Source organism: Pseudomonas sp. PAMC 26793, from assembly GCF_000313235.1.
Classification (GTDB): Bacteria; Pseudomonadota; Gammaproteobacteria; order Pseudomonadales; family Pseudomonadaceae; genus Aquipseudomonas; species Aquipseudomonas yamanorum.
On the sequence record NZ_AMXG01000041.1, the window covers coordinates 1 to 11,663 of the forward strand.

Genomic DNA, 11,663 nt, shown 5'->3' on the forward strand with positions numbered 1-11,663 from the left:
GTGTACATATCCGTTGCTGCGGTAACGGCGACTTAGGGTTCCGCTCTTACAGCGGGTCACTTTTGGCAAACGCCCCAAAAGTAACCAAAAGGTCTTTGCCCCACCACTCGGTGCCTCGCTTAGGCTCGGCATGCCCGCACTCCGGCACGATTCCGCGGGCCGCCGCGACGGGCCATCCATGGCCCGGCGCGGGTAAATCGGCATCCTTGCCGATTTACCCGCTCCACCGTGCCTACTTGCGGCCATCGTGGTTAACGGGGCCCGCAGATCAAAATCAAAAGCAGAGCACAGCGGCCTCCGGCCGGCTTGAGTGTTAAAAGCCAGATCAAAAGCCAGGCGAAAGCAAGCTGCTTTTCTGTGGGAGCGGGCTTGCTCGCGAAAAACCTGAGAGCGCCGCGTTGAATCAGGATGCCCACGTCATCGTTAACGACCTTCGCGAGCAAGCCCGCTCCCACATTTTTTGGACCGTGCCCGCTTTAGCTTTTGATTGTGCTGTTGCTCTAAAACACTCAAGCCGGCCGGGAGGCCGCTGTGCTCTTGCTTTTGATCTTGATCTTAGGCGCCCCGTTAAACCACGCTGGCCGAACGCAGGCTTTGGAGCGTGGGTAACCTGGCAGGACGCCAGGTTAGCCGTCCTGGGCCAGGGATGGCCCATGACGGCGGCCCACGGTCCAAAGCCGGAGTGAGGGCACACCGAGCCTGGGCGAGGTGCCGAGTGGTGGGGCAAGAGCGTTTTGCTTACTTTTGCGCTGTTCAAAAGTGAGCCGCTGTAAGAGCGGAACCATAGGCAGCCGTTACCTAAATAACGGATATACCCCCTAACCCAACAACGCCCGAGCAAACTCATCAGACGCAATAAAGTCCATGGCCTTGCGCAACTCGCAAGCCGCCTCAGCCCCAAACACCTCATCAAACCGCACCGCCATCTGCCTGGACACCACCCGCGCCTCCTCGTACTTACGCTGCCCCGCATCGGTCAACAGCACCCTCCGGCTCCGGCGGTCCAACTCATCCACCCGCAACACCACCAACCCATCCCGCACCAGCGGCTTGAGCGTATGCCCCAGGGCCGACAAATCCATCACCAACGACTGCGCCAAGTCACGCATTTTGGGCGCGTCCCCATTGGCAATGTGGTTCATCAACGAATATTGAGTGGCCTTCAGCCCAAACGGCAAAAACGCCTCATCATAGATTTGCGCCATCCGCCGGGACGCACGACGCACGGCTCCATTGGAACAGGTGCTGGGACTATTGAGGACGGGCGGTGCGCATTTCACAGGCTGATCACTCGCTACAGCTAAAGGGTTAACCGAACGTTAATCCGGCAAGATGAATATTGACACATATTGCAACAAATTAGTTGCGTATGCCTCTAAACGCTATATCGTGGCATATGCCTCTATATTGACCGGATGTCAGTGCAGTTGGCCCGGATTACAGACGGGCGGGGCAGGAGGGAAGCGCTGTTTGGTACCTCCTTCAGTCATCAACTTCCTGTCTGGATCACATCTATGCTCAACCTCGTGCGCATCGCATTACGGCGCCCCTATACCTTCCTGGTATTGGCTATTTTCATTCTGATTGTGGGCCCGCTCGCGGCCTGGCGTACCCCGACCGACATCTTCCCCGAAATTCGCATTCCTGTGATTGCCGTGATCTGGCAGTACACCGGCTTACCACCGGATCAGATGGCCGGCCGGATCACCTCGCCGTTCGAGCGGGTGCTGACCACCACGGTCAACGACATCCGCCATATCGAGGCGGAGTCGTTGAACGGCTTCGGCATCGTCAAGGTGTACTTCCAGCCGGGGGTCAATATCAGTACGGCCAACGCACAAGTGACTTCGGTTTCCCAGGCCATCCTGCGTCAATTGCCACCGGGCACCACGCCGCCGCTGATTCTCAACTACAGCGCCTCGACGGTGCCGATCGTGCAACTGGCATTGTCCGGCAAAGGCCTCAGCGAACAGAGGCTGGGCGACCTGGGCCTCAACACCGTGCGGCTGATGCTGACCACGGTGCCCGGCGCGGCGCTGCCGTATCCGTTTGGCGGCAAGACCCGTCAGGTGCAGATCGACCTCGACTCGGCGCGGATGCAGGCGCGCGGGCTGTCGGCGCAAGACGTTGCCACCGCCCTGGCCACCCAGAACCTGATCACCCCGGTGGGCACGCAAAAGATCGGCAGCTATGAATTCAACCTGCAACTGAACAACTCGCCGACGGATTTCCACGACCTGGAAAACCTGCCGATCAAGACCGCCGACGGCACCACCGTGTTGATTCGTGACGTGGCCACCGTGCGTGACGGCAACCCGCCGCAAACCAACATCGTGCACGTCAACGGCAACCGTTCTGTATTGCTGCCGGTGCTCAAGACCGGTTCGGCGTCGACCCTCGGAGTGATCGCCGGGATCAAGGACAAACTGGCCGACAACAAAGGCGCGTTGCCGCCCAACCTGAATATCGACCTGATCGGCGACCAGTCGCTGTTCGTGCGCTCAGCCATCAGCGGTGTGGCCCGTGAAGGGGTGATTGCGGCGGCGCTGACTAGCCTGATGATCCTGTTGTTCCTCGGCAGTTGGCGCTCCACGGTGATCATCGCCACTTCGATTCCCCTGGCCATCCTGTCGTCGATTGCCACGCTGTCGGCGCTCGGCGAAACCCTCAACATCATGACCCTCGGCGGCCTCGCATTGGCCGTGGGGATTCTGGTGGACGACGCCACGGTGACCATTGAGAACATCAACTGGCACTTGGAGCAGGGCAAGCCGGTGGAGACGGCGATCCTCGACGGTGCGGCGCAGATCGTCACGCCGGCGTTCGTGTCGCTGCTGTGTATCTGCATCGTGTTCGTGCCGATGTTTTTCCTGGAAGGGGTGGCGCGCTTCCTGTTTGTGCCGATGGCGGAAGCGGTGATCTTCGCGATGATCGCCTCGTTCATCCTCTCGCGAACCCTGGTGCCGACCCTCGCCAATTACCTGCTCAAGCCTCACGAACATCATGCCGACGGCACGCCGGTGGTCGCGCCGTCGAGTAACCCGTTGGTGAAATTCCAGCGTGGGCTCGAGCGCCAGTTCGAGGCGTTTCGCGGGGTTTACCACGGGGCACTGGAGAGTGCCTTGCATCACCGCCGTATCGTGGTAATCGCGCTGCTGGCGTTTGTCGCCGTGTCGTTTGCGCTGGTGCCGTTTCTGGGGCGCAACTTCTTCCCCGAGGTCGACTCCGGGCAGATCCTGCTGCATGTGCGTGCACCGATTGGCACACGGGTCGAAAGCAATGCGCGGCTGGTGTCGCAGATCGAAAACACCCTTCATAAGGTGATTGAGCCCCAGGAGCTGGCGGCTATCGTCGATAACATCGGTCTGGCCATCAGCGGGATCAACGTGGCCTATAACAACACCGGCACCGTGGGCTCCCAGGACAGCGATATCCAGATCAGCCTGAAAGAGGGCCATCGTCCCACCGCCGAATACATGCGCGAACTGCGGGAACGACTGCCTCGCGAATTCCCGAGTGCGGTGTTCTCGTTCCCGGCGTCGGACATCGTCGGGCAGATCCTCAACTTCGGTTCTTCGGCGCCGGTGGATGTGCAAGTCAGCGGCAATAACCTGCCAGCCAACTTCACCTATGCCAGCACGTTGCTGCGGGAAATCCGGCGGGTGCCGGGGGTGGTGGATGCGCGTATCCAGCAGTCGCGGCAGCTGCCAACCTTCAATATCAACGTGGACCGCACTCAAGCCCAACTGGTGGGCCTGAACGAGCGTGACGTGACCAACAGCCTGGTGGTTAACCTCGCCGGTTCCAGCCAGGTGGCGCCGACGTTCTGGCTCAACCCGGCCAACGGCGTGTCCTACCCGATTGTGATGCAAACCCCGCAGTACGGCCTCGACACCCTGGCCGCGTTGCATAACCTGCCGTTGAGCGGCAGTGCCGGTGCGGCAGCGGACCAGACCCTCGGCGGCCTGGCTTCCATCGACCGCAGCCACAGCAACTCAGTGGTGACCCAATCGGATATCCAGCCGGTGGTGGAGGTGTTGACCGCGATCCAGGGCCGTGACCTCGGCGCCGTCGCCGCCGACATCCAGAAAATCCTCGCCGCCCACGCCAGCGAGGTGCCCACCGGTTCCAAGGTGCTGTTGCAGGGCCAGGTGCAAACCATGAACGCAGCCTTCAGTGGCTTGCTGTTTGGCCTGCTCGGCGCCGTGGTGCTGATCTACCTGTTGATCGTGGTCAACTTCCAGTCCTGGGTTGACCCGTTCGTGATCATCACCGCCTTGCCGGCGGCGCTCGCGGGCATTGTGTGGATGCTGTTTATCACCCACACGCCGCTGTCGGTGCCGGCGCTGACCGGGGCGATCATGTGCATGGGGGTGGCCACCGCCAACGCCATCCTCGTGGTCAGCTTCTGCCGGGAACGCCTGGCGGTGCACGGGGATGCGGTGCAGGCGGCGCTTGAAGCCGGCTTTACCCGTCTGCGCCCGGTATTGATGACTGCGATTTCGATGATCATCGGTATGGCGCCCATGGCCCTGAGCCTGGGGGAGGGCGGCGAACAGAACGCTCCGCTGGGCCGTGCGGTCATCGGCGGGTTGGCCTTCGCCACCATTGCCACGCTGTTCCTGGTTCCGCTGATTTTCAGTCTTGTGCACGGGCGGCGTCAGCACGCCACGCTTGCGACCACCGCCACTCAAGGGGTTTGACATGTCCACTTCCGTTTCCAATCCGGGTTCACCCCGCCGTAAATCCCCTGGCCTGCTCTGGCTGGTGCTGGGGCTGGTGGTGCTGGTCGCCGTGGTGGTGTTCGGCATCGGCGTGCGCGCCAGCGAATCCCGCGACCTGAAAACCTGGACCGACGCCCAGGCCTTGCCCAGCGTGATACTGATCACCCCGAGCGTGCAGCCCCAAGGGCCGATCCTGAATTTGCCGGGGCGCCTAGAGGCGTATTCGCGGGCGTCGATTTTTGCCCGGGTCAATGGCTACCTCAAGACCTGGAACGTCGACATCGGCGACCACGTAAAGGCCGGGCAACTGCTGGCTGAAATCGACACGCCAGAGCTCGATCAACAACTGCTGCAAGCCAAGGCTGTACTGGCTTCGGCCCAGGCCGACGAGTCGTTGGCGCAGACCACCGCCAAGCGCTGGCAGGCGATGCTGGCCTCGGATTCGGTGTCGCGCCAGGACGTGGATGAGCGCACCGGCGACCTCACCACCAAGCAGGCCAAAGTGGTCGCGGCCAAGGCCAACGTCGACCAGTTGATTGCCACCAAGGGCTTCCAGCGGTTGACCGCACCGTTCGCCGGCGTGGTCACCGCGCGTTCCACCGATGTAGGTGCCTTGATCAGTGCCGGTGGCGCCACCGGCAAAGAGCTGTTCGCAGTCTCCGATGTCAGCCGCCTGCGGGTGTACGTGCAGGTGCCGCAGTCGTCGGCGCCGCAGATCAAGGTTGGCACCGTGGCCCGTCTGAGCGTGCCGGAATATCGTGGCGAAGCCTTCACCGCCAAGGTGATCGCCACCGCCGATGCGGTCAATGCCGCGTCCGGCAGCACCCTGGTGCAACTGCTGGTGGACAATCCCGGCAGCCGCCTGTTGCCGGGCGGCTACACCAGCGTGCAGTTCACCTTGCCAGTGCAGACCGACGTGCTGCGCCTGCCTGCCAGCGCCCTGGTGTTCGATGACAAGGGCATGCGCGTGGCCACTCTCGACGCGAATAATCATGTGCACTTCAAGACCGTGACCATCGCCCGGGACTTTGGTGACAGCGTGGAAATCGGCAGTGGTCTCGTCGCCACTGACCGAGTGATCGACACCCCGCCCGACGGCCTGGCCGACGACGATTCGGTGCAACTGGCCGCCAACCCCGTAGAGGCCAAACCCCATGGCTAAGCGTACTTGCCTGGTATTGATCGCGACCCTGGGCCTGGGCGCCTGCCACCTGGCGCCGCCGCTGGACGTGCCGGAGGTACCCGTGGCCACGCAGTTCCATACCCAGGGCCCGTGGACCGTCGGCACACCGAACGACCAAGCGAGTCGCGACGGTTGGTGGCACATCTACAAGGACCCGCAACTGGACGCCATGGAGCAGCAGTTGCTGCAAAACAACCCGGACTTGAGCGCGGCATTGGCTCACTATTCCCAGGCCCAGGCGTTTTTGGCCCAGGCCCAATCCGGGCTGTTTCCGAAGCTCATCGGGTCGGGCAATGCCCAGCGCATTCGCCAGTCGGACACCCGGCCACTGCGCTCGGCCAGCCCGCCGAATGTCTACGATTCCGGGACCGTGGGGGTAGAGCTGGACTATGAAGTCGACCTATGGGGCCGCGTGCGCGACACCGTTGCCGCCGGCACCAGCGACGCCCAGGCCGCCAAAGCTGACCTGGCCTCAGTACGTCTGAGCTTGCAGGCGCAATTGGCCGACAGCTACATCCGCCTGCGTGGCATCGACCGGCAAGACCAACTGCTACAGGAAACCAGCGACGCCTACGCCAAGGCCCTGAGCCTGACCGAGGGCTTGCACGGCGGCGGTATCGTTTCCGGCCTGGACGTAGCGCGGGCGCGTACCCAACTGTCGACGGTCAAATCGCAACTGAGCCAGAATTTGGTGCAGCGTGCAGTGCTCGAACACTCGATAGCGGCGATGCTGGGTGAGTCCGCATCGACTTACGCGATTGCCCCCAGCGTCGCGGATATCGCCTTGCCCGGCGTGCCCACCGGTGTACCGTCTACGCTGTTGCAGCGCCGGCCGGACATCGCCGCTGCCGAGCGCCGGATTGCCTCGGCCAATGCACGCATAGGCGTCGCGAAAGCCGCGTGGTTCCCGGCCCTCACCCTGAGTGCCCAAGGCGGTTTCCAGAGCGATGAGTTCGCGCACTTGTTGAGCGCGCCCAACATCTTCTGGGCCATTGGCCCGTCGCTGGTGGGGACAATCTTTGACGGCGGCGCGCGCCAGGCCGGCGTCGACAGTGCCAAGGCGGCAACCGATGAAGCCGCGGCCAAGTATCGTAGTGTAGTGTTGACCGCGTTCGAGCAGGTGGAGAACAACCTGTCGATCCTCTCCGGGCTCGACGCCGCGCTGGTGGATCAGCGCGATGCCGCCGCTGCCGCGCAGTACGCCGAGGACTTGTCCCTGGCGCGCTATCGCCAGGGCGGCGCGGCGTACCTGGATGTGGTGACGGCGCAGGTAGCGTCGTTGCAGGCACAGCGAACTGTGCTCGATCTACAGACTCAACAGTTAAGCGCCAACGTAGGGCTGATCAAGGCCTTGGGTGGCGGCTGGAATATCGCCCAACTGGCGCAAAAGAACCTGTAGGAGCGAGCTTGCTCGCGAAGGTCGTCAACGATAACGCGGGCATCCTGAAAGCACACGGCGCTCTCGAGTTTTTCGCGAGCAAGCTCGCTCCTACCGTTAGTTGTTGTGAACATTGAATCCAAGGAGTAGTGGCATGACTGATTACGTACCGCCAAAAGTCTGGACCTGGAAAACCCAAAACGGCGGCACCTTCGCCAGCATCAACCGGCCCATCGCCGGCGCGACCCACGACAAGGAATTGCCGGTCGGTCGTCATCCGTTGCAGCTGTATTCGTTGGCAACGCCCAATGGCCAGAAGGTCACGATCTTGCTGGAAGAGCTGTTGGCCCTGGGTCACCAGGGTGCTGAATACGATGCGTGGTTGATCAAGATCGGTGACGGCGACCAGTTCGGCAGTGGCTTCGTCGGCGTGAACCCGAACTCGAAGATTCCCGCGCTGCTGGACCGCAGCGGGCCCAAGCCGATTCGAGTGTTCGAGTCCGGGGCGATCCTGCAATACCTGGCCGAGAAGTTCGGCGCGTTCCTGCCCACCGAACCGGCGGCCCGTGCCGAGTGCCTGTCGTGGTTGTTCTGGCAGATGGGCAGCGCGCCGTACCTGGGCGGTGGCTTTGGGCATTTCTATGCCTACGCGCCGACCAAGATCGAATACGCCATCGACCGTTTCGCCATGGAAACCAAACGCCAACTGGACGTGCTGGACAAGCAACTGGCCGAGCACGAATACATCGCCGGCGACGACTACACCATCGCCGACATGGCGATCTGGCCGTGGTATGGCGGCCTGGTGAAAGGCCGCTTGTATGAGGCGGGGGAGTTTCTCTCGGTGCAGGATTACAAGCACGTCGTGCGCTGGGCCAACGCCATCGAAGCGCGGCCGGCGGTGCAGCGAGGGCGCCGGGTCAACCGCGTGTCGGGCGATCCTTCAGAGCAACTGCGCGAGCGTCATGAGGCGTCGGACCTCGACTGACCCACCACACCCGCCCCTTGTGGCGAGGGAGCTTATCGAATCGTCGCACCGTCCCGCTGGGCTGCGAAGCAGCCCCAACACCTGCGCCACGCTCTACCTGAAAGAATGCGGGATGCTTATTGGGGCCGCTTCGCAGCCCAGCGGGAGCAAGCTCCCTCGCCACAGGTTTCTGCGGTGCTCTCTCGCCTTTCCCACTTGGCAATCACCAGCGGTGCCAGGGCATTGCCCAGCACGTTCAACGCGGTGGTCGGCATTTCCATCAGGCGATACACCCCGGCGATAAAGGCGATGCCCTCCAACGGCAAGCCCGCACTCGCCAGGGTCGCCGACAAGATCACGAACATGAACCCCGGCACCCCGGCCGCGCCCTTGGACGTCAGCACCATGGTCACCACCAGCAGTGCCTGGTCGCCCAGGCTCAGGTCGATGCCATACAACTGCGCCACGAACAGCGTGCCGATCCCCAAAAACAGCGACGCACCGTCCAGGTTGAACGAGTACCCCACCGGCACCACAAAGCTCACCAGCGAAGGCGGTACGCCGTAGGTTTCGAGCTTCTTCATCAGTTGCGGCATCACCGCCGCCGAGCTGGCGGTGGAGAACGCCAGGATCAGTTCGTCCTTGATATGCCGCATCAACGCAAACAGGTTGATCCCGCACAGCCGCGCCACCAGGTTGAGCACCACCAGCACGAAGAACGCAATCGACACGTAGCTGACCATGATCAACTTGGCCAACGGCAGCAGCGAACTGAAGCCGAAGTTGGCCACGGTCACCGCGATCATCCCGAACACGCCGATGGGCGAGTAGGCCATGATCATCGACGTGACCTTGAACATTGCCTCCGACACCCCGCGCAGCAGGGCAATCACCGGGTCCTTGCGCTCGGCGGGCAAGCGTGAAACCCCGAGGCCAAACATCACCGCGAAGAACAGTACCGACAGCAGGCTGCCCTGGGCCATGGCGTTGATCACATTGTCCGGAATGATCCCGACAATGATCTGCCCCAGGCTGTGGCCGCCGCTGGCGCTGCTGGTGGGCAAGGTCACGGCACTGGCTTTCAGGCTGGCCAGTTCGGTGCCGGCGCCCGGCTGGAGCAGGTTGCCCATCACCAGCCCGACGATGATCGCCAGGGTGGTGATGCAGAAGAAATAGCCCAGGGACTTGGCCCCGATGCGTCCTAACGATTTACCGTCACCGTGCCCGGCGATGCCCACCACCATGCAGGCAAACACGATGGGCACGACGATCATCTTCATCAGCTTGATAAATATATCGCCCGCCGGTTGCAGCAGGTTGTCCACCAGCCACGGCCGGGATTCGGGAAAACGGTGCAGCAGGGCACCGACGGCGATGCCGGCGAGCAGGCCGATCAGGATTTGCCAGACCAGCGCGATGCGGGGCTTGTGCATGGGAATGCCTCATTTTTATCAATGATTATGAGTGTTGTTCTAGGCAGTCAATGAGCGGCCATCCCTGGCCGCCGGGTGGGGCGAGAATCCGTCAGCGCAATCGATGGCACGCTTCATTCAGGCGACGGCAACCTTCGTCAATCACTTCAAGGGAGCTGGCGAACGACAGCCGGATATACGGCGACATGCCGTACGCCGCACCACTCACGGTGGCCAGGCCGTATTCGCGCAGCAGGTGCTCGGCCAGTTGTGTGTCGCTGTCGATCCGCTCGCCGTGCTCGGTGGTCTTGCCCATCAGCCCGGCGACGTTGGCGAACACGTAGAACGCGCCATCCGGCGGGGTGAAGCTCACGCCGGGAACCTCTTCGAGCAGGCTCAGCATGTGTTCGCGGCGTTGTTGGTACACCTCGCGCATCCCGGCGATGGGCGCCTGGTCGCCGGCGAAGGCGGCAACTGCGGCAGCCTGGCTGAGGGAACTGGGGCAGGTGGTGGTTTGCGAAAGCAACTTGGCAATGGCCGCGATCAGCCAGGCCGGGCCTGCACCGAAACCCAGGCGCCAGCCGGTCATGGCATAGCCCTTGGACGCGCCGTTGACGATCAGCGTGCGCGGCTTCAGGTCCGGTGCGAGTCGGGTCAGGGAAACGTGGCGGGCATCGTCGTAGACGAAGTGTTCATAGATCTCGTCGGCCATGATCAGCACATGGGGATGACGCCGCAGCACCTCGGCCAGGGCCAACAGCTCGGCTTCGTTATACACCGCGCCGCTGGGGTTGTTCGGGCTGTTGAGGATCACCCATTTGCTGCGCGGGGTGATCGCCTGTTCCAGGGCTTGCGGTGACAGCTTGAACCCCAGTGACTCATCGCCGGGAATGATCACCGGCGTCGCGTCATTCAGCCGTGCGATGTCCGGGTACGACACCCAATACGGTGTGTGCACGATGACTTCGTCGCCGCGATTCAGGGTCGCCGCCAGGGCGTGATAGATGATGTGCTTGCCACCGCAGCCGGCAATCACTTCGTCCAGCCCATAGTCCAGCTGGTTATCACGCTTGAGTTTGAGGCAGATCGCCTGGCGCAGGGCGAGGGTGCCATTGGTGGCGGTGTAGTGCGTGTCGCCACTGTGCATCGCGACGCTGGCTGCTTCGAGGATATGCGCGGGCGTATCGAAATCCGGCTCGCCCACGGTGAAGTTGACGATGTCCCGGCCCTGGGCGCGCAGTTCGCTGACCAGTGCGTTGGCGGCGATGCTCGGGGAAGGCGCAATGCCCAGCACCCGATCGGACAGAAAGGCAGTACTCATGATGATCCCCTTCAGCCCGCCAGGCCGGCCTGTTGCAGCACCTTGTCAATCCAGCTCTGGCGCACCGCACCGCTGGAGATTTCGGCTTTGACTTCTTCTTCATGGGCCGCGTGTTGCGCCGCCTTGCGCAGTACTTCGGGGGCGTCGGCCTGGGAGAAGGCGACCAGGCCGTCTTCGTCACCCACCAGCACATCCCCCGGGTTGATCAGCATGCCGCCGATGGACACCGGCACATTCACCTCGCCCGGGCCGGTCTTGTACGGCCCGCAATGCACCACGCTGCGGGCGTAGCAAGGCGTGTCCTCGAAGCTCGCGACATCCCGGATCGCCCCGTCAATCACAAACCCCACGCAGCCGCGTTGCTGGGCGTAGAGTTTGACCAACTCGCCGATCACCGCGTTGTGGGTGTCGCCCTGGGCGTCCACCACCAGCACGTGGCCAGGCTCGAGCATGCTCAAGGCCTTGTAGATCAGCAGGTTGTCGCCGGGGCGGGTTTTCACCGTGAGCGCGGTGCCCACCAGCTTGCCGGTGCGGTTGTAGCGGTTCAGCCCACGGGCGCCGATGTGCCGGCCGAGGTTGTCGCTGATGTGCGGGGTGACCACGTGGGCAAACGCTTCAAGCACTTGCGCAGAAGCCAGGGGAGGGTTGGGCAGGATGCGGGAACCGGGCAAGGACATG

8 protein-coding genes are annotated in these 11,663 nt (G+C 62.8%); 4 read left to right on the top strand and 4 right to left on the bottom strand.

Features of this window, described 5'->3' with window-relative positions; genetic code table 11:
* Positions 1 to 818: 818 nt before the first annotated feature.
* Entirely contained in the window at positions 819 to 1,205 is a 387-nt protein-coding gene (locus D109_RS0121760; RefSeq protein WP_017478718.1) for a MarR family winged helix-turn-helix transcriptional regulator, read from the bottom strand.
* A 309-nt stretch (positions 1,206 to 1,514) separates the two neighbouring features.
* Here D109_RS0121760 and D109_RS0121765 point away from each other — a divergent pair, with 309 nt between their 5' ends.
* The 4 genes from D109_RS0121765 to yghU all read left to right on the top strand — a co-directional run bounded on the left by D109_RS0121765 (position 1,515) and on the right by yghU (position 8,273).
* Positions 1,515 to 4,703, top strand: a complete 3,189-nt coding sequence (locus tag D109_RS0121765) for an efflux RND transporter permease subunit (RefSeq protein ID WP_017478719.1) — start codon at positions 1,515 to 1,517, stop codon at positions 4,701 to 4,703.
* A gap of 1 nt (position 4,704) precedes the next feature.
* Positions 4,705 to 5,886 (top strand): efflux RND transporter periplasmic adaptor subunit, encoded by a 1,182-nt coding sequence (locus tag D109_RS0121770; protein ID WP_017478720.1) that lies wholly within the window; start codon positions 4,705 to 4,707, stop codon positions 5,884 to 5,886.
* Entirely contained in the window at positions 5,879 to 7,306 is a 1,428-nt protein-coding gene (locus D109_RS0121775) for an efflux transporter outer membrane subunit (protein ID WP_017478721.1), read from the top strand. The genes D109_RS0121770 and D109_RS0121775 overlap by 8 nt, the downstream gene beginning before the upstream one ends.
* Positions 7,307 to 7,439: 133 nt before the next feature.
* A complete protein-coding gene (gene yghU, locus D109_RS0121780; RefSeq protein WP_017478722.1) occupies positions 7,440 to 8,273 on the top strand; it encodes a glutathione-dependent disulfide-bond oxidoreductase in 834 nt (277 codons plus the stop codon).
* A 116-nt stretch (positions 8,274 to 8,389) separates the two neighbouring features.
* Here yghU and D109_RS0121785 read toward each other — a convergent pair whose 3' ends face one another.
* From D109_RS0121785 to D109_RS0121795, 3 genes are all read right to left on the bottom strand, one after another.
* The gene (locus tag D109_RS0121785) at positions 8,390 to 9,685 is read right to left on the bottom strand and encodes a cation:dicarboxylate symporter family transporter (protein WP_026078140.1); all 1,296 of its coding nucleotides are present in this window, start codon (positions 9,683 to 9,685) and stop codon (positions 8,390 to 8,392) included.
* Positions 9,686 to 9,776: 91 nt separating this feature from the next.
* Positions 9,777 to 10,985: a pyridoxal phosphate-dependent aminotransferase gene (locus tag D109_RS0121790; RefSeq protein ID WP_017478723.1), complete on the bottom strand. Its 1,209-nt coding sequence runs from the start codon at positions 10,983 to 10,985 to the stop codon at positions 9,777 to 9,779.
* Positions 10,986 to 10,996: 11 nt separating this feature from the next.
* Positions 10,997 to 11,662 carry an RraA family protein gene (locus D109_RS0121795; RefSeq protein WP_017478724.1) on the bottom strand — a complete coding sequence of 222 codons (666 nt, stop codon included), beginning with the start codon at positions 11,660 to 11,662 and terminating at the stop codon, positions 10,997 to 10,999.
* Position 11,663 lies beyond the last annotated feature (1 nt).

Excerpts from the sequence above, each read along its gene's own strand:
- D109_RS0121760 (WP_017478718.1), bottom strand. The coding sequence starts at position 1,205 with ATGGCGCAAATCTATGATGAGGCGTTTTTGCCGTTTGGGCTGAAGGCC.
- D109_RS0121765 (WP_017478719.1), top strand. The coding sequence starts at position 1,515 with ATGCTCAACCTCGTGCGCATCGCATTACGGCGCCCCTATACCTTCCTG.
- D109_RS0121770 (WP_017478720.1), top strand. The coding sequence starts at position 4,705 with ATGTCCACTTCCGTTTCCAATCCGGGTTCACCCCGCCGTAAATCCCCT.
- D109_RS0121775 (WP_017478721.1), top strand. The coding sequence starts at position 5,879 with ATGGCTAAGCGTACTTGCCTGGTATTGATCGCGACCCTGGGCCTGGGC.
- yghU (WP_017478722.1), top strand. The coding sequence starts at position 7,440 with ATGACTGATTACGTACCGCCAAAAGTCTGGACCTGGAAAACCCAAAAC.
- D109_RS0121785 (WP_026078140.1), bottom strand. The coding sequence starts at position 9,685 with ATGCACAAGCCCCGCATCGCGCTGGTCTGGCAAATCCTGATCGGCCTG.
- D109_RS0121790 (WP_017478723.1), bottom strand. The coding sequence starts at position 10,985 with ATGAGTACTGCCTTTCTGTCCGATCGGGTGCTGGGCATTGCGCCTTCC.
- D109_RS0121795 (WP_017478724.1), bottom strand. The coding sequence starts at position 11,662 with ATGTCCTTGCCCGGTTCCCGCATCCTGCCCAACCCTCCCCTGGCTTCT.